We start from the raw sequence: 17,451 nt of genomic DNA, 5'->3' as shown, positions 1-17,451 counted from the left end.
GTTTGGGACTTATTATACTACAAATTCATCGGAAGGGGGCCATCATGGAGCTCCTGCTGCGAGCATAATCAATAATCGAGTTTGATTTCCCGACCTGTGCGGGCTGATTCGTAAATGGCCAGAATGAGCTTGACGGCTTTGCTCGCTTCTTCCCCGGTAATCATCGGGTCGCGGTCCTCCCGGATCGCTTGAATCAGATCATCGACCAGTACGAAATGGCCGTCGTTAGAAATATTCGTGGCACTGCTGCTGGCGGCCAAAGTTCCTTCTACCTGCGGGGCTTCCTCCTGGGAGTCGGCGAAGCTCCATTGCTTGATCCCGCTGTCTCCGAAGATGATCGTTCCGTTCTCTCCATGGATCTCGAAGCGTGTTTCCATTCCGGGATAAACGGAGGTCGTTCCTTGAATAATCCCGAAGGCGCCATTTTTATACTTGATGGCGGCGACAGCGGTATCCTCGACCTCAATCGAGCGAACGAGCGGCGCGGAATAGGCGAAGACCGACTCGACGTCCCCGACCATCCATTGAATCAAATCCACTCCGTGAACTCCCTGATTCATCAAGGCTCCTCCTCCGTCCAGCTCCCAAGTACCCCGCCAGCCGGCGCTCCGGTAATATTCCGGACTGCGGTAATATTTCAGGTAGGCATCGCCCAGCACCAGCTTGCCGAGCTTTCCTTCCTGAATCGCCTTGCGGGTTGCGATGGCAGCGGGAAAGGTGCGCCGCTGATAGACAACCCCGAGCTTGACCTGGCGCTCCCTTGCCGTGCGGATCATCCGATCCATTTTGTCAACGGTAATATCAAGCGGCTTCTCGCAAAATATATGCTTGCCTGCTTCGGCGGCAGCGATGGCAACCTCCGCATGCAGTCCGCTGGGAACGCAGATGGAAACCGCATCGATATCTTCTCTCTGCAGCATGATTTCGTAATCGGTATAAATGTCTTTAACGGAAAATTCCTCAGCGAGCTTCTTTGCTTTGGGCTCCTCTACATCAGCAATGGCTACCAGCTCCGCTTGCGGGTTGGACGTAATCGCCTTGGCGTGGAAGGGAGCGATCACTCCTGCGCCCACGATGGCAAATCTTAGCTTTCTCATGCCCATTCACCTCTCAATAAGTCATTTGGCATCCTGTGAAGGATCTGATTCCTAGGGATAGCCTAGCACATCCGAATGGCCTTTACTTGATTCTCGTTAACCGGAATGACCATTCTTTTGACTATCGTTGGCCTGTTGATGTAATGTTGAAGTCAAGTGAAGGATTCAGTTAATTCCCGGATCTCTGAAGTGGATGGTGAACAGAACTCATGGCAGATAAACCAAGCCGTAAAACCTTTCATCTTCGGCTGGATGAAATGGTAAACCGATTAAAAGAAGATATTCTTACCTCCAAGCTGCAGACCGGAGATTATTTGCCTTCCGAGAAATCGCTCGGTGAGCAGTTCCATCTAAGCAACCGGTCCGTTCGTAAAGGGCTGGAGGTCTTAGTTCGGGAAGGGTTGATCGTAAAGGTGCCCAAAGTGGGCAACCGGGTGACTCGGCCCGACGATGGCGGGACATTAACGGTTAGGTTTGGCTATTATAAATCGATGGCTTATGAAGCTGATCTTCATCACCTCTTAACCTTGTTTCAGGAGCAATATCCGCAAATCCGGGTGCAGGCCGTTCCCATTGCGGGCGATGTCGGAATCAAGGAATACCTGGAGGCAGGCTTGCTGGATGCAGCAACCGTCAATTATCCGACCTATCAATCGATCCTGGATGGGAAGGAAAGGGATTGGCTGGAGGAGCAGCCCCCCGATCCCTCCATGTATCCTTACGTAACCCATGCTTTTACGGCAGACGGTTTACTCATGGCGAAGCCGTTTCTGTTCTCTCCCCTGGTCCTGTGCTATAACCGGGAGCATATCCGGGCGAACGGGCTGCTTGAGCCGGACAGCGGCTGGTCCTGGCAGGATTTGTCGCAGGTCGCTTCCCAATTGACTCGGCCGAACGAAAGGCTGGGGTTTTATTTTCATTTGCAATCCCGCAATCGGTGGCCGGTCTTCTTGCTGCAAAGCGGAGGCTCGCTGCGTAAGGAACCGGACGGTCGGCCGATAATCTGCGGCACCGATTGGATGGAGGGATTTAAGGTTTGCCGCGACCTGATTGTCAATCAGCGGACTATGCCTATGTTCGACCAGGAGTCCGATGCAGAGGAATTGTTCCGGCAGGGCAAAGCTTCGATGATTATGACCAGTTATTTCGCCATGAATAGGCTCAGATCGATGAAGGGAGATTGGGACATTGCCCCTCTCCCTCACCTTCGCAACGGCAAAACCTTGCTGCTTGTCATAGGGTTGATTGTGAATAGGAATTCTTCCCGCAAGGAGGCCGCCCGCAAGCTGATCGATTTCTTGACCTCATACCCTGCGCAATTGGCTGTGCGGAAGAACACATTAAGCATTCCCGCCCTGAAGCCGGCAGCGGAATGGACCGGCCCCGATTCCCATTACCGGCCGCAGAGATTTCATCTGTATCGGGAGGTGGCGCCGACCTTCAGCTTCTATGATGAGCTTGGATTGTCCAACGATGACATTGTGAGGATGACTCAGCAGGCCAAAATGTATTGGTCGGGGTTATGCGACGAACAGCAGCTGTGCGAGAGTCTGGAGCGATGCCTGAGTGGTTAGCGGCTTGAGAGCAGAAAATGCATTACATATACACTAGTGGAGAAAATGAATATTTTGATTTATTTCCATACGGGATTGACATTCGTTTCTAGTCTACATTATGATGAGGTTGTGATAGATATAGGTCAAATATGACCCAGGTGATACATTAAGCCAAAGAAGGAGCTAGAGCAGATGAGCCAAATAGTAATGCTGGCGGGCAGTGAAGTGTTGAGCGGGATTTTTACGCCAAATCATTTGGACCAGCTTCGTCAGCTGGGAACGTTAAGGGAAAGCCAAGCCAAGCACAGTCCGACTCCGGAAGAGGCGAAGGAATGGATTAAAGGGGCGGATATCGTTATTACAACTTGGGGCAGTCCGCGAATAAACGAGGAGATTCTTGCTTATGCGCCCGATTTGAAGCTTGTGATGCACGCAGCGGGAACCGTCAAAGGGATTGTCAGTCCCGAAATGGCGGCCAAGGGCATAAGGGTAAGCAGCGCCAATGGGGCGCTTGGGATCGGTGTAGCGGAGACCGCGTTGGGATTAACGATTACCTCGCTTAAGAACATGTGGCAGCTTGCCAGAAATACCAGGGAAGGCGAATGGAACAAAGATAAGGATAAAATCCGCGAGCTCTACGGGGTAACGATAGGAGTCGTGGGAGCAGGCCGGGCGGGCCGCCATTATATCCAGCTGATGAGAAATTTCCATGTCGACATCCTTCTGTATGATCCATTCGTAAGCCAGGAGGAGGCGGAAGCGATGGGAACGACGAAAGTCAGTCTGGAGGATTTGCTGGTTCGTTCCGATGTCGTTTCGATCCATGCCCCTTCAATTCCCGAGACGGATAAGATGTTTAACCGGGAAACGCTGGCTCTGATGAAAGATGATGCGGTACTGATCAATACTTCCCGCGGCAGTCTGATTGATGAGGATGCTCTTGCGGAGGAGCTGGAGAAGGGCAGGTTTACAGCCTGCATCGACGTGACCGATCCGGAGCCTCCCCGGCAGGACCATCCGTTCCGGCGTCTGCCGAATGTCATTCTGATTCCTCATATTGCCGGAGCGGTCAATAACGGAAAGCAAAGAATGGGACAATATTCCGTTGACGAAATCCGCCGTTTCCTCAACCGGGAGCCGATGGATGGCGAAGTGAATCTGCAGAAACTCCATACGATTGCTTAAAATAAATTGGGGCAGGTATATTAAAAATTTCTTTAATATACCTGTCTTTATTTTTTGAATACGTTATAATGGGAAGTAGAAAAAAGATCACAAACGAATAGTAATAATCACAAACGATCATTTAAGGCTGGAATTGGATCAGGAGGTAACGGATGTTTGCGGAAGAACGGCAAATTAAAATAGTCGAGATGGTCAACCGCCAAGGGAAGGTGACGGTAGCCCAGGTGAGCAAAGCGCTGGGGGTTTCCCCGGTAACGGTCAGAAGAGATTTGGAGAGGCTGGAGGAGAAGGAGCTGCTCGTGCGAACCCATGGAGGAGCCATGGCCTTGAAGTCGGCTTTTCCGGAAACGGCCCGCGAGCTATCCTTCTCCGAGAAGGCGGGGGCTTACGCGGCGGAGAAGGAACGGATTGCCGAAGCGGCAGCGAAGCTCGTCGGGGATGAGGAATCGGTTCTGTTGACACCGGGGACCACGAATATGCTGCTTTCCCGCAAGCTGACGGGGAAGACCGATTTAACGGTCGTGACCAATGCGGTCAACATCGCCCTGCAGCTCGGAAGTCCTCCCGGATGGGACGTAATTCTGACCGGCGGCAAGCTGCGGGCCAAATCGTTTGCGATGGTCGGTCCGATAGCCGAACAGTCGCTGGCCAAGCTGAACGTCGACAAGCTGTTCATGGGGGTGGACGGGTTCGACTTCGCGGAAGGGCTGACGACTCCGAATCTGTTGGAGGCAAGCGTGAACCGGCAGATGATTGCTATTGCTAAGCAAGTCATTGTGGTGGCTGACCGCAGCAAGTTCGGCAAGGTGATGTTCTCCCACATCGCGCCGTTGGATGTTGTGCACACGGTAATTACCGACAAGCAGTTGTCCGATGAGGATGCTCGGCGGATCGAGGACCTCGGCATCGAGCTTATCCTCGTATAGAGAAACAGGCTCCAGACATGGCGCGCGGACAAAAAATCATTGTCACTCCGCCTGAATTGCAGTACAATATAAATGAAAGTAAACGAAAGCAAATTGTCACAAAAGAAAGATCGTTGGTCCGTCAGGCTAATTCCGGAACCTGTCTTTCCTATCCGCGAATAGCTGCCAATAGCATTCCGCTTGCATGATAGCAAAGCTGTAAAACCTTGTAACATTTCATGAGCAAGAGCACTGCATCACTTAATACTATAAGGGGGACTTATCATGCCATTAGTTTCATCCACTCCAATGCTTCAAGAAGCCAGAGCGAACGGCTACTGTATAGGAGCCTTTAACGTCCATACGCTGGAGATGCTTCAAGCGGTGGTAGAGGCCGCGGAGGAGACTCAATCTCCGTTAATTATTCAATCGACGGTAGGCACCGTCAAGCATCTCGGCCCCGAATATATTGCTGCGGCCGCCACGGTCGCCTCGAATCTGTCCAGCGTTCCGATTGCCCTGCATTTGGATCACTGCACCGATTTTGATTTGATCGTCCGCTGTATCCGCGCCGGATATACTTCCGTTATGATTGACGCTTCCAAGTTTCCTTTTGAAGAAAATGTGAGACAAACCTTGAAGGTTGTCGAGGTGGCCAAGGCGGCCGGCGTCAACATTGAAGCCGAGCTTGGCAAGGTCGGAGGCGTGGAAGACGATATCGTCGTGGCCGAACATGAAGCGCTGATGGCCGACCCGGACGAATGCGCCAAGTTTGTGGAACTGACCGGAGTTCCGACGTTAGCCCCGGCTATCGGCACGGCACACGGTATTTATAAAGGGGAGCCCAAGATCGATTTCGACCGGATCAAGCGAATTGCCGATAAAGTGGACGTGCCGCTCGTGCTGCACGGCGGATCGGGCATTCCGGAGGAGCAGGTCAAGCGCTGCGTATCCTTGGGAATGGCCAAGATGAATGTGGCTACCGAGCTTAGAATCGTATTCTCCGATGCAATTAAGGCCGTTTTCGCTGCCAATCCGGAGGAGAATGATCCGAGATCCTATATGGTGCCGGCCAAGAAGGCATTGAAGGAAGCGGCTATTGAAAAGATGCGTCTGTGCGGCTGCATTGGCAAAGCACGAGATTTGACGGGACGGTGAGCTAATGAACCGCCAAGACTTGATTGATCAATTTATCGGATTGTTCGGAGATTCCTCCGAATCAATCCGTTGTTTTTATGCACCCGGGCGGGTGAATTTGATTGGAGAGCATACGGATTATAACGGAGGCTATGTTTTTCCGGCAGCGCTAACCTTCGGTACTACAATGCTGATTCGGCCGAGGCAGGATCGGGAGATCCATCTTGCATCCGCTAACTTCGAGGTGCGCGGGACCATTGATTTGGATCAGGCGAAATATGTGCAGGAGGAGGACTGGATCAATTATCCGAAAGGAATTCTCGTTCATCTGCGGAAGAACGGTTATTCCTTCAGCGGCTATGACGTCTATTATTACGGCGATATTCCGAATGGAGCCGGATTATCCTCTTCTGCTTCGCTTCAATTGGTCACCGCTTTCGGATTCATGAGCATGGAAGGACATCCGATCGACAGGGTGGAGCTGGCGCTCGTCGCCCAGCGATCCGAGAATGAATTTCTCGGAGTGCAGTGCGGGATCATGGATCAATTTACCGTAGCCATGGGGAAAGAGGACCACGCCCTTCTATTGAAATGCAGCACCCTCGAATATGAGCACGTTCCTTTTGACAGTGAAGGCTATAAGCTCGTTATCGGAAATACGAACAAGCGCAGAGGACTGGTCGATTCGGAGTATAATACGAGAAGAGGCCAGTGCGAGCAGGCGGTACAAGAGCTGCGGGCGGAGTATCCCGGGCTCAAGCTGCTGGGAGAGCTGGATCTGGCTCAATTCCGGTCCTCTCAATCGCTGATCCGGGACGAGGCCGTTCGAAGAAGAGCGCAGCATGTCATTGAAGAAAATGACCGTGTGCTGAAATCCGTGAATGCCCTGAAGCGGAACGACCTGCAGCAGTTCGGCCGATTGATGACCGCTTCCCACAATTCCTTGCGTGATCTGTATGAAGTCACTTGCCTTGAGCTGGATGTCATGGTGGAAGAGGCTCTGAGGGTAGAGGGAGTGCTGGGTTCCCGTATGACGGGAGCAGGCTTCGGCGGCTGCACCGTATCGCTGGTCCGGGAGGATGCCGTAGACGGATTCATTGAGCGGGTAGGGGCCGCTTACCGCGAGCGCACCGGATTGGAAGCGTCCTTCTATGTGGGGAACATAGGCAATGGAGTGAGCGAGCTGTAATAAGGAATAACAGTACCAATTTCGTTGCGGCACAAACAGACTGATAGGGTACCTGGAATCTCACTCCCATCGGTATAGGTAAACGGGCTTAAGAGGTTATAGTGCCATGACGTATACAGAACGGAGGGAATACGCAAATGGCGGTATTGGTCACGGGCGGAGCCGGCTACATAGGCTCCCATACGGTTGCAGAACTTATTGATGCCAAGGAAGAAGTAGTCGTCGTCGATAATCTCAGTCAAGGACACCGGCAAGCGCTGCTGGGCGGCAAGCTTTATGTGGGAGATATACGCGATGCGGATTTCATGGAAACGGTGTTCAAGGAAAACGACATCGAATCCGTCATTCATTTCGCCGCATACTCTCTTGTTGGAGAGAGCATGCAGAATCCCGCCAAATATTACGACAATAACGTCTATGGTACGCAGCGCCTGTTGGAAATTATGAAGAAGTACGGAACGAAACGCATCGTCTTCTCCTCAACGGCAGCTACCTACGGCGAGCCGCAGACGGTGCCGATTGAGGAAACCGCACCGACACAGCCGACGAATACTTATGGAGAGACGAAGCTCTCTATGGAGAAAATGATGAAGTGGTTCGATGCGGCTCATGGCATCAAATATGTCGCGCTGCGTTATTTCAATGCGGCAGGAGCTCATCATAGCGGCCGGATCGGGGAAGACCATTCTCCGGAGACTCATCTGGTCCCGCTTATCCTTCAGGTTCCGCTTGGTAAGCGGGAGCATGTATCCATCTTTGGTGATGACTATCCGACTGAGGACGGTACTTGTATCCGGGATTACCTGCATGTATCCGATTTGGCGGATGCTCACCTGCTCGCTTTGGAGAGACTGCGAAGCGGCGGGGAGAGCTCGGTTTATAACTTGGGAAGCGGCAAAGGATTTTCCGTCAAGGAAATGATCGACGTGGCCAGGAAAGTGACCGGGCATCCGATTCCTGCCGTGCTCGAACCGAGGAGAGCCGGAGACCCGGCAGTGCTGATAGCTTCATCGGCGAAGGCCAAGCGCGAATTGAACTGGAGCCCGCGGAGGGACAATCTGGAAGAGATCGTAGAATCCGCCTGGAACTGGCATCGTCAGCACCCGGATGGGTTCACGGAATAGAAGGATCCGTTGTCAAGCTTAAAGCCGGTCTATGACCGGATGCGACCGGCTAAGTTACAATATTTATGATCATGTGAGGAAAGAAGGCAGGATCGATGCATAACAACAACGGCCACATAAGCAAAACGGAGGCAGCCCAATGGTTGGCGCGGCTTGTCCGCTTCGGGGAAGCGAAGGGGCTTATTGAAGAAGAGGATCGGATTCCTGTAACGAATGCTCTTCTCGATCTGCTGCAGATTGAGGAGCCTTGCGATGGTGACCTGGATACTTTATTTCCTCCTGAAGAAGATCTGGCTGGAGACAGCCCGATGCCGCTGCTGAATCCTCTCCTGGATTATGCTGCCGGGCAGGGGCTGCTGTCGGATAACACGGTGACTTATCGGGATTTGTTGGATGCCAGGATGATGGGGCTGCTGATGCCCCGGCAATCCGAGATCACCCGGGAGTTCTCCCGTTTGCTGGAGCAGAAAGGGCCCGAAGCGGCGACACATTGGTTCTACAGCCTTTCCAAGCATTCCAATTATATCCGGATGGATCGGATCCGCCAGAATGAATATTGGCAGGCATCGACAGACTATGGCGATTTGGAAATAACGATCAACCTGTCCAAACCGGAGAAGGACCCCAAGCAAATTGCGCTGGAACGGAGCATGCCGCAGAGCCGGTATCCGAAATGTCTGCTCTGTGCGGAGAATGTCGGCTATGCCGGGAGGGTCAATCATCCGGCCAGACAGAACCACCGGATCATTCCGGTGAAGCTTGCAGGCCAATCCTGGTTTTTTCAATATTCTCCTTATGTCTATTACAATGAACACTGCATTATTTTAAGCGGACAGCATGTTCCCATGAAGCTGACTAAGGATACCTTTATCCGGCTGGCGGAATTTACTGAGCAGTTTCCGCATTATTTCATCGGGTCCAACGCCGACCTGCCGATCGTGGGCGGTTCGATTCTCAGCCACGATCATTTTCAAGGGGGACGTCACCGGTTCGCGATGGAGGTGGCCGCGCGCGAGGAGGAATTCGTACATCCGCGCTATCCGGGCATCCGGGCGGCCATCGTGAAGTGGCCTATGTCGGTGATCCGCATTTCCGGCCCGAATTCCGGAGAGTTGACTGATTTAGCTTATACGCTGCTGGAAGTCTGGCGGGGGTACAGCGATGAATCCGCCGATATCCTTGCGTTCAGCCGGGAGGAAGACGGTACACTTACCCCTCATAACACCATCACACCGATCGCCCGCAGGAATGCCCAGGGGGAATGGGAATTCGATCTGGTGCTCCGCAACAATCGAACGTCTCCGGAGCATCCGCTGGGAATATTCCATCCTCACCGGGAATTGCATCATATTAAGAAGGAGAACATCGGGCTGATCGAGGTTATGGGACTCGCCGTTCTACCCGGACGCTTGCAGCAGGAGCTCCGCATGATCAGCGGCATCCTTAGCGGGCAAGCTCCAGTGGCAGAATGGCCGGAAGGGCATCCCCTGCAGCCGCATCAAGCTTGGATCCGGCAGCTGGCACAAGAGCATGGAACGCGGATGAGCGAGGCGGAAGCGGCTGCCGTCCTTCGGCAGGAGGTTGGCCGAAAGTATATGCAGGTACTCGAGGATGCGGGTGTGTTCAAACGGAATAGCGCAGGCAAGGACGCTTTTCGCAGCTTTATGTTCCATGCCGGGTTTGTGCTCCGATAAAACGACCGATAGCCGCACAGACGGGGCGACGAAGTTCTTTACGGCCCCTTTGTGTGCAGCCAACCAGCAATGCTATAGTTCAAATAAATACGATTACTCAAGGTGCTACGCAACGAAGAAGCTTATGCACTGAACAAAGAAGGGTGGACCATGATAACAACAGTAACGCTCAATGCGGCGATTGACAAAACATATTACGTAGACCGGTTTGAATTGGGGAAAGTGACGAGAGTTCCGAAAATGCATGCTCTTCCGGGAGGCAAAGGCATCAACGTAGCCAGAGTCATCCATCTGCTCGGGGAATCTTCACTTGCAACCGGATTCATTGCCGGCAGCAATGGCCGATTCATCGAGAAGAAACTAACCGAGCAGGGGATCTCCCATGATTTTGTCACGATTGAAGGCGAGTCCCGTATTTGCTTGAATATTATTGATCGTTCTTCAGGGGAATCTACCGAAATTTTGGAGCAGGGACCGACTGCGGCCCAGATGGACCAGACAGCGATGGAAGCGAAGGTGAAGGAACTGGCGGAGCGTTCCGGCATATTATGCTTCTCCGGCAGTCTGCTTGCAGGGGTGCCCACGGACTTCTATGCCCGCTTGATCGCAACGGCGAAATCAGCCGGGGCCAAAGTTTTTCTGGATACGAGCGGGGACGCCCTTCTTGCCGGCATCGAAGCAGTGCCGTATTTCATTAAGCCTAACGAGGACGAAGTGGCCAAGATCATCGGTCATCCGCTGGAGAAGGAAAGTGATTTGTATGACAGTGTTCAAGGGCTGATGGAGCGGGGGATAGCCTGTGTGGTTGTGTCACTTGGCGAGAACGGCTCGTTGGCAGGAGTGGAAGGACAATTATACCGCGTTAAAGCTCCCCGCATTGAAGCGGTTAATACGGTTGGCTGCGGAGATTCCTTCGTTGCCGGCATGGCCGTAGGTGTAGCCCGCGGTCTGCCTGTTGAAGAATGCCTTCGTCTGGCCACCGCCTCGGGTTCGGCTAACGCTTTGACGGAAGAGGCCGGTAACGTGCGGCTGGATGATGTGCAAAGGCTGCTCGCCGAGGTTAGTATCGAGCTTCTGTAATCTCCGGGATTCTGGGGTTGAGATACGTTCTTCGGCCGGATGAACCGGAGGATTGATTATAGAGGAGGGTGAAATTTCATGAAAGCTCTTTATTTTGGGAATATGTTTTCACCTTTCTCTTTTTCTTCAAGCAAAAGAATGGTAATATGGACTAAAGTACTGTCGGATGAAGACCGACATTTGTCATTTTGGGGGGGCAGGACACTTGTTGAAAAGAACATTGGTCGGATTGCTGCGGAGCCACGAGCAAACAGGAGAAAAAGCGAAAGATCCTTTGTTAAAAACAAGGTACTACAAGCTTTCCAAAGACAAGCTTTGGGAAGAGGTCGTAAGTACGCTCAAGAAAATCAACGGGTACAAAATTCTGCATGAAGTCCCTAATGTCGGGGAAATCGTGGTCGAGAAGAAAACGATTACGGGACGTCGGCAGGACATTACCCTGACCCTGTTTGCCATCACTCCGGTTAAAAGCGCCGTCGATATCTATTCCGCTTCCCGCGGGTCGCTCGGGGACCTTGGCTCCAATTACCGGACTATCCTCGATATTTACAATGCGTTGGATCGCAGGCTGTCGGCTTATAAAATTTCTTGAGCCGGCCGCCGGCCGGCTGGACCCCAGCGGCATCTGAGTATACGAAAAGCGGGGGAAAATTCGTTTTCCCCCGCTTTTCGTATGGAATTTATCGCAATCAGACCAGTTTCTTGACGGCTTCGATAGCCGCTTCATAGTTAGGATGCTCGGTCATCTCACTCAGGTATTCAACATATTGGATCTTGTTGTCCGCATCGAGAACGAAGATAGAGCGCATCAATAATTGAAGCTCTTTGATCAGCACGCCGTAGGCTTCGCCAAATGAGCGTGTTTTATAGTCGGATAAGGTGACCACTTTATCCACACCGGCCGCGCCGCACCAACGGGCTTGAGCCATCGGCAGGTCTACGCTGACTGTAAGGATGACGACGTTGTCTCCCAATTTGCCGGCCTCTTCATTGAATCTGCGGGTTTGCGCATCACAGACGCCGGTGTCCAGAGAAGGAACGACACTGATCAGCTTGATTTTGCCCGCATAGTCGGACAAGGAAGCCGTATCAACAAGACTTTGGTTAAGAGTGAAATCAGGAGCCTGATCTCCCACCTTTAATTCGCTGCCGATCAGAGTAATCGGATTGCCTTTCAAAGTTGCGGCATTGGCGCGTTCTTGAGCCATAATGAACAATTCCTCCTTTAGGGAAACCTAAAATTTGGCTTTTGCTTCATCCTATTATAATATGAGTAATTGATACTTGTCCAATAACGAACATGTAAAGACGCTTAATAGCGGGCTTGTGCTGACGGCGGGAACGGCTGGGTCCGGGGAAAGGGTAGGGAATGGAAAAGTGGAGCTTAGACAATTGCATTATTTTGTTAAGGTAGCCAAGAAGCAGCATGTGACGCAGGCATCGGAAGAGCTGCATGTTGCGCAATCGGCAGTAAGCAGACAAATTCGTCAGCTGGAGCAGGAGCTGGGGGTCACTCTCTTTGTGCAAAAAGGGAGGAACCTGCAAATAACTCCGGTCGGCAAGCTGTTTCTGTCCCGGATTGAAGAAATATTAAACGAACTGGACCGGGCAGTGGTGGAGGTCAAGGAATTTCTGGATCCTACACGCGGCGAGATCAGAATCGGCTTCCCGCACAGCTTGGGTATAGCCTTGCTGCCAACCGTCATAGCCAAGTTCCGACAGCACTACCCTGATGTTAAATTCAAGCTGAGACAGGGAACTTTCTTCAGCCTCATTCGTGATGTGATCGAAGGCGAAATCGATCTTTCGTTCATCTCCCCGTTCCCCGAATCTCATAACTATGTATCGGGAGAAATTCTGCTGACGGAAGAATTGTTCGGAATTCTTCCGGATACCCATCCTCTGGCGGGGGAGGCTACGATCCGGCTGGATCAATTGAAGGACGAACCGTTCGTTATGTTCAGCGATGCCTACTCGCTTAGAACGATCGTTCTGCAAGCCTGCAAGAAGGCGGGCTTCGTCCCCCAAATCGGCTTCGAGGGGGAGGAGACGGATACGATTCGCGGGCTGGTCGCTGCCGGCCTGGGGGTCAGCTTGATGCCCGAGATGGCTCTGATGGAAACTTCCAAGCTGCAGCCGGCCAGGGTTCGTGTCATTGAGCCGACGGTTACCCGGACGATCGGCCTGATCCGCCGCAAAAGCGAGAAGCTGTCTCCCGTCGTGCAGGCCTTCCGAGAATTCTTGCTGGACTACTTCGGCCATGATCGGAACCAGTAAAGGACATGAGCACAGCGCTGTCCGTAAGTCATTGAAGATTATGGGACCGCCCTGTTTCGCCAATTGAAAAGCAAAAAAAAGCCGTCTCTTATGTAAATTGGAAGGATCACCAACCATTTACAAAAAAAGGAGACGGTTTCTTTGTATACACCATAATTTTTGCCAAATGATGAGCGTGAAGAGGACATTCCGGAGAATCACCTCATGCATGTGATTGAACGATACTGTAAATCGCTAGGAAGACCGAATAGCTATGTGGCGGCCTGTCCAGGCTCTCAGCAAACATAGAGCATTATTTCTTAAGCTGCATGACGCCGCTGCTGCGCTTCCCGGTAGATTTGCGGGTAATCAGGTGAGTAGGCAGCAATATTTCCACATGAACTTCTTCCGGATGCTGAATGCGCCACATCAACTGGGAGAAGGCTTTATGGGCAAAACGGCTGAGATCGATGTCGATCGTTGTAATCTTAGGAACGGACATTTGGGAGAAATCGCTGTTGTCGAAGCCGCAGACGGAAATGTCTTCGGGGATCCGGAAGCCTGCTTTTCCCAAGGAGGAGCAGACGAAGAAACCGTACCCATCGTTCAGACAAAACCAGGCGTTCGGCTGCCGATCGAGGGAGGTGACCAGTTCGTCAATAAGCTCCCCGTCCTCCTGCACATCGATAAACATGCGCTCCGCTTGGGGCTCGATGCCGTGCTCCCTCAGAGCCAGCATATATCCTTCCCACCGTTCCTGGTAACTGGGCGAAAAATTGACATTCCCGATGATGGCGATATCCTGATGGCCGAGGTCCAGGAGATGCTTGACAGCGGTGTAAGCGCCGAACCGGTTGTTAGTGAGAACCGCATCCGCTTGAATCAGCGGGTGATGATGATCGATGAGCACGGTCGGTATCCCCTGGTCGATCACCTTATTGATATAATCCGTACTAATATGCGACAGAATGAGGATGCCGTCCACATTATAGTTATCGATAAAGGAGGGCAGGACTAAGCTGTCCCTTGCAGCCGGTGTAATCGATTGGATCAACAGATTGATACCGTGTCGTTGTGCTTCGCTTTCGATGGCAAGGTAAATCTGTCCGAAGAAGTTTTGCATCGAAAATGCGAATTCCGAGGCAATAAGCCCGATAGTCTTAACCTGCTGTCGGTCTGACGGCCTCGTTTTTTTCTTATAGCGGTAACCCATTTCCTCGGCGGTTTTAATAATTTTCTGCCGTGTTTCCTCACTTACCCCGTCCTTGCCTGAGAGCGCTTGGGAGACCGAGTTTTTGGATATGTTCATGCGATCTGCAATATCCTGCATAACGACTTTTTTACGCATAATTAAAAACCTCTCTCTGCAACCTAACCCTTCATTTGCTTGTAACGTTACAAAATACACTATACAGGAGAATCGCTGTATTGTAAATCGAAAACGCTTTTTTGCAGAAAAAAGTACGGACAAATTTACAAAATATTAATTGACAGCGTTGCCAGTTAAGGTGATAATGATTTTGTAATGGACAAATCAACATTACAAACTGGATTACTATTTTACGTGTAATGTTGAGTTTCGATTCTTTGCCACTTAGCAGTGGGAAGTCGACTATCTTTAAAGAAGGTGGAGATGGCGGACAGATAACAATAGTCACGTAGAACATTGGAAGGAGCCTTGAATAAGCCGTCGTTGGTCTTATAAGGTTCAACAAGGCAGCCGGGTGGCTGTTTGGGATGATGTTTTTGAATGGCTGTTAGGTAAATTGATTTTACAGGGGGCGAGTCAATTGAAACCATTTTCCTTATTTAAGTCTGTTTGTGCAATTATTCTTACTCTCGCGATAACCGCATGTTCTTCCGGAAGCGGCAGCGGTAATGGAGACAGCGGCGGCGGAGGCCAATCGTCCGGAGAAGGTAGCGGCAAGGTTACAATCCGGCTGGCTACATGGGCGGGGGCGGATGAAGCTAAAGAACTGCAGCAGATACTCGACAAGCTGAACAATCAATCATCTACATATCAAATTATTCAAGATTCCAATCCTGCAGAATATGATACCCGTCTTCTGACCCAGCTTACTGGGCAATCCGGGCCCGATCTGTTCTGGATAAGCGCGCAGCGGGCCGCACAGTTCTCTTCTCAGAATGTGATGCTGGATATAACGGAGCGTCTTAAAGGGTCGGATCATCCCGCGGCCAATACAGAGGATTATTATGAAGCTTCACTGCAGCCTTTCACATATAAGGACAAGATCTACGGGCTTCCTTGGCTGCAGCAGCCTATTATGCTGTATGTGAACAAAGCTCTGTTCGATGAAGCGGGCATCGACTATCCCGACGAGTCTTGGAACTGGGATGACTTTATCCATGCAGCCAAAAAATTGACCAAGGATACAAGCGGAGCAACAGCGGATGATCCTGCGTTCAACGCTAATGCGGTAGCTCAATGGGGATTCACGGTCAATGGCTGGCCGCCGGTCCAAATGTTCATTTGGCAGAATGGCGGGGAGGTAATTACGGAGGATTTCCGGGAATCTCCGATCGATTCTCCCGAGTCGCTGGAAGCTTTCCGATTCTATGCTGATTTGATTAACGGCCCGCTGACTCCTTCCCAGCAGGTTATTCGCGACCGCGGTTTCGATCAGATGTTCAGAAGCGGTCAGGTAGCAATGTTTATGGGAGGTGCAGCCGACGATCTGGATTCAACGATAGATCATGTGCAGGCCTATCGGGTGCCGGCGGGGCCGGGAGGAATTAAAGCGACATTCGGCGATATTCTGGGCATGGGGATCAATGCCAAGACGAAAAATCCGGATGCAGCTTTCGAAGCCTTGGTCGATCTTACCGATGCGATTCATCATTGGAAAATCATGCCGCCGCGAACCTCGCTTGCCGATCTGAAGAAGCTGCAGGAAATGCATCCTAAGAAGTCTCACTCGTTAAAGGCGATAATTGCATCGATGGAGCATGCAAGGCCTTATCGGTACTTTGCGAATTATCCGGATTGGGACAATATATTCTGGAATCAGTTGATGGATCCGATAGTCAATGCGGGCACGGATCCGGAGGAGCTCATTCCGCAGGTGAAGAAGCTGCTGGATGGCGTGTTAAACAAATAGCCGAGGTTCATAAATGGAAAGGGTGGGAGGCAGTTATCGTTTCTGCCTCCTATTCTTGCTAGACAACAAATGGCCAACACATGACTTTGACGATCGAAAGGAGGCGGCGCTATGGAAAACTACACGGCAACGTTGATGCGCTGGCTGCTTGTTCCAGTGTGCTTGTTTGCTATTGCCGGCGCCCTCTATTTTATCTTTCTGAAGCTGGGCTGGAGGAAGCGGCAGGCTATGGGCGTAGCGCTCGTTTCCCCTTGGATGGTCGGATTTCTGATTTTTACCGCCTATCCTTTGCTTAATTCCCTGTATTTAAGCTTTACCGACTCCAGCTTATTTGGGAAGGCCAATTGGGTAGGGCTGGATAATTATATTTACTTGTTCACGAAGGATATCGAGTTCTGGCCTTCGATCCGGATTACTTTGCTGTACGCCGCTTTATCGCTGCCGATCGGGGTAGTCGGTGCGCTGCTGGTAGCGATGCTGTTGAACAACAAGATCAAGGGGATCGGTACGTTCCGAACGATTTATTTCCTGCCGGCCGTCCTGCCCGAAGTGGCTGTCGCGCTGCTCTGGAGATGGATGTTTAACAGTGAATCGGGCATTATCAATTACTCCCTTTCGCCGTTCTTTGCGCTATTCGGGATGGACAAACCCAATTGGTTCGGGGACCCGAATTACGTTCTTGGCGCCTTCATCATTATGAGCGTGTGGGGGATTTTCGGGACGAATACCGTTGTCTTCCTGGCCGGTCTGCAGGGAGTTCCGAGATCCTTGTATGAGGCGGCGGAAATCGATGGAGCGAACGCGTTGGCGAAGTTCCGGCACATTACCGTTCCGCAAATTTCGCCTGTCATTTTGCTTCAGGTGGTTATGGGGATGATTGGCGCGCTGCAGATTTTCACGATTGCGATGTTTGTCCGGCCAACCTCGGCCGCAGGCAAATTCATGAACCAGCTTGTGTATGAGCGGGGCTTCGCTGCTCTGCACATGGGCGAAGCTTCAGCAATCGCCTGGGTGCTGTTCATTATCATCCTCGTGCTTACGCTTCTGGTCTTTCGCTCAACCCCGGCCTGGGTTCACTATGAATCCGATATGCGGAAATAGGAGGTGAT

Annotated in this window: 15 protein-coding genes; 12 read left to right on the top strand and 3 right to left on the bottom strand. The window is 51.6% G+C overall.

What is annotated here, in order from left to right; all coding sequences use genetic code 11:
* Window positions 1–68: 68 nt before the first annotated feature.
* Window positions 69–1,097, bottom strand: coding sequence for a Gfo/Idh/MocA family protein (locus ACFQ03_RS12680; RefSeq protein ID WP_379288486.1), 1,029 nt, complete (start codon window positions 1,095–1,097; stop codon window positions 69–71).
* Between the two features lie 209 nt (window positions 1,098–1,306).
* Here ACFQ03_RS12680 and ACFQ03_RS12675 point away from each other — a divergent pair, with 209 nt between their 5' ends.
* From ACFQ03_RS12675 to ACFQ03_RS12635, 9 genes are all read left to right on the top strand, one after another.
* On the top strand, window positions 1,307–2,671 hold the full coding sequence (locus ACFQ03_RS12675; protein ID WP_379288484.1) for an extracellular solute-binding protein: 1,365 nt from the start codon (window positions 1,307–1,309) through the stop codon (window positions 2,669–2,671).
* Window positions 2,672–2,845: 174 nt separating this feature from the next.
* Entirely contained in the window at window positions 2,846–3,838 is a 993-nt protein-coding gene (locus ACFQ03_RS12670) for a hydroxyacid dehydrogenase (RefSeq protein ID WP_379288482.1), read from the top strand.
* A gap of 152 nt (window positions 3,839–3,990) precedes the next feature.
* Window positions 3,991–4,764, top strand: a complete 774-nt coding sequence (locus tag ACFQ03_RS12665; RefSeq protein ID WP_144937639.1) for a DeoR/GlpR family DNA-binding transcription regulator — start codon at window positions 3,991–3,993, stop codon at window positions 4,762–4,764.
* A gap of 264 nt (window positions 4,765–5,028) precedes the next feature.
* Window positions 5,029–5,901 carry a class II fructose-1,6-bisphosphate aldolase gene (fba, locus tag ACFQ03_RS12660; RefSeq protein ID WP_186328364.1) on the top strand — a complete coding sequence of 291 codons (873 nt, stop codon included), beginning with the start codon at window positions 5,029–5,031 and terminating at the stop codon, window positions 5,899–5,901.
* Window positions 5,902–5,905: 4 nt separating this feature from the next.
* Entirely contained in the window at window positions 5,906–7,069 is a 1,164-nt protein-coding gene (locus ACFQ03_RS12655; protein WP_379288479.1) for a galactokinase, read from the top strand.
* Window positions 7,070–7,206: 137 nt separating this feature from the next.
* Entirely contained in the window at window positions 7,207–8,193 is a 987-nt protein-coding gene (gene galE, locus ACFQ03_RS12650) for a UDP-glucose 4-epimerase GalE (protein ID WP_379288477.1), read from the top strand.
* Window positions 8,194–8,288: 95 nt separating this feature from the next.
* Window positions 8,289–9,887 (top strand): UDP-glucose--hexose-1-phosphate uridylyltransferase, encoded by a 1,599-nt coding sequence (locus tag ACFQ03_RS12645; protein ID WP_379288475.1) that lies wholly within the window; start codon window positions 8,289–8,291, stop codon window positions 9,885–9,887.
* 150 nt (window positions 9,888–10,037) lie between these two features.
* Window positions 10,038–10,967 carry a 1-phosphofructokinase gene (pfkB, locus tag ACFQ03_RS12640; protein WP_379288473.1) on the top strand — a complete coding sequence of 310 codons (930 nt, stop codon included), beginning with the start codon at window positions 10,038–10,040 and terminating at the stop codon, window positions 10,965–10,967.
* Window positions 10,968–11,172: 205 nt separating this feature from the next.
* Window positions 11,173–11,559 carry a DUF1499 domain-containing protein gene (locus ACFQ03_RS12635; protein ID WP_144937657.1) on the top strand — a complete coding sequence of 129 codons (387 nt, stop codon included), beginning with the start codon at window positions 11,173–11,175 and terminating at the stop codon, window positions 11,557–11,559.
* Window positions 11,560–11,656: 97 nt separating this feature from the next.
* Here ACFQ03_RS12635 and tpx read toward each other — a convergent pair whose 3' ends face one another.
* The gene (gene tpx, locus ACFQ03_RS12630; protein WP_144937660.1) at window positions 11,657–12,175 is read right to left on the bottom strand and encodes a thiol peroxidase; all 519 of its coding nucleotides are present in this window, start codon (window positions 12,173–12,175) and stop codon (window positions 11,657–11,659) included.
* 169 nt (window positions 12,176–12,344) lie between these two features.
* On the opposite strand from tpx, the gene ACFQ03_RS12625 reads away from it, so the two are divergent.
* Window positions 12,345–13,244, top strand: coding sequence for a LysR family transcriptional regulator (locus tag ACFQ03_RS12625; protein WP_144937772.1), 900 nt, complete (start codon window positions 12,345–12,347; stop codon window positions 13,242–13,244).
* 292 nt (window positions 13,245–13,536) lie between these two features.
* Here the strand turns inward: ACFQ03_RS12625 and ACFQ03_RS12620 are convergent, their stop codons facing one another.
* Window positions 13,537–14,571, bottom strand: a complete 1,035-nt coding sequence (locus ACFQ03_RS12620; RefSeq protein ID WP_144937663.1) for a LacI family DNA-binding transcriptional regulator — start codon at window positions 14,569–14,571, stop codon at window positions 13,537–13,539.
* Between the two features lie 442 nt (window positions 14,572–15,013).
* On the opposite strand from ACFQ03_RS12620, the gene ACFQ03_RS12615 reads away from it, so the two are divergent.
* Together ACFQ03_RS12615 and ACFQ03_RS12610 are read left to right on the top strand one after the other, a co-directional pair.
* On the top strand, window positions 15,014–16,342 hold the full coding sequence (locus tag ACFQ03_RS12615) for an ABC transporter substrate-binding protein (protein ID WP_379288470.1): 1,329 nt from the start codon (window positions 15,014–15,016) through the stop codon (window positions 16,340–16,342).
* 111 nt (window positions 16,343–16,453) lie between these two features.
* Window positions 16,454–17,443: a carbohydrate ABC transporter permease gene (locus ACFQ03_RS12610; RefSeq protein ID WP_144937669.1), complete on the top strand. Its 990-nt coding sequence runs from the start codon at window positions 16,454–16,456 to the stop codon at window positions 17,441–17,443.
* The last annotated feature ends 8 nt before the right edge of the window (window positions 17,444–17,451 follow it).

Origin of the sequence: Paenibacillus residui (assembly GCF_042677205.1) — a bacterium.
Lineage (GTDB): Bacteria > Bacillota > Bacilli > Paenibacillales > NBRC-103111 > Paenibacillus_L > Paenibacillus_L residui.
The sequence above is the reverse complement of the archived record's forward strand: the minus strand, read 5'-3'. Positions and strand labels throughout refer to the sequence as shown.

Bases quoted from the DNA above. Each gene is read 5' to 3' on its own strand.
- ACFQ03_RS12680 (WP_379288486.1), bottom strand. From the start codon at position 1,097: ATGAGAAAGCTAAGATTTGCCATCGTGGGCGCAGGAGTGATCGCTCCC.
- ACFQ03_RS12675 (WP_379288484.1), top strand. From the start codon at position 1,307: ATGGCAGATAAACCAAGCCGTAAAACCTTTCATCTTCGGCTGGATGAA.
- ACFQ03_RS12670 (WP_379288482.1), top strand. From the start codon at position 2,846: ATGAGCCAAATAGTAATGCTGGCGGGCAGTGAAGTGTTGAGCGGGATT.
- ACFQ03_RS12665 (WP_144937639.1), top strand. From the start codon at position 3,991: ATGTTTGCGGAAGAACGGCAAATTAAAATAGTCGAGATGGTCAACCGC.
- fba (WP_186328364.1), top strand. From the start codon at position 5,029: ATGCCATTAGTTTCATCCACTCCAATGCTTCAAGAAGCCAGAGCGAAC.
- ACFQ03_RS12655 (WP_379288479.1), top strand. From the start codon at position 5,906: ATGAACCGCCAAGACTTGATTGATCAATTTATCGGATTGTTCGGAGAT.
- galE (WP_379288477.1), top strand. From the start codon at position 7,207: ATGGCGGTATTGGTCACGGGCGGAGCCGGCTACATAGGCTCCCATACG.
- ACFQ03_RS12645 (WP_379288475.1), top strand. From the start codon at position 8,289: ATGCATAACAACAACGGCCACATAAGCAAAACGGAGGCAGCCCAATGG.
- pfkB (WP_379288473.1), top strand. From the start codon at position 10,038: ATGATAACAACAGTAACGCTCAATGCGGCGATTGACAAAACATATTAC.
- tpx (WP_144937660.1), bottom strand. From the start codon at position 12,175: ATGGCTCAAGAACGCGCCAATGCCGCAACTTTGAAAGGCAATCCGATT.
- ACFQ03_RS12620 (WP_144937663.1), bottom strand. From the start codon at position 14,571: ATGCGTAAAAAAGTCGTTATGCAGGATATTGCAGATCGCATGAACATA.
- ACFQ03_RS12610 (WP_144937669.1), top strand. From the start codon at position 16,454: ATGGAAAACTACACGGCAACGTTGATGCGCTGGCTGCTTGTTCCAGTG.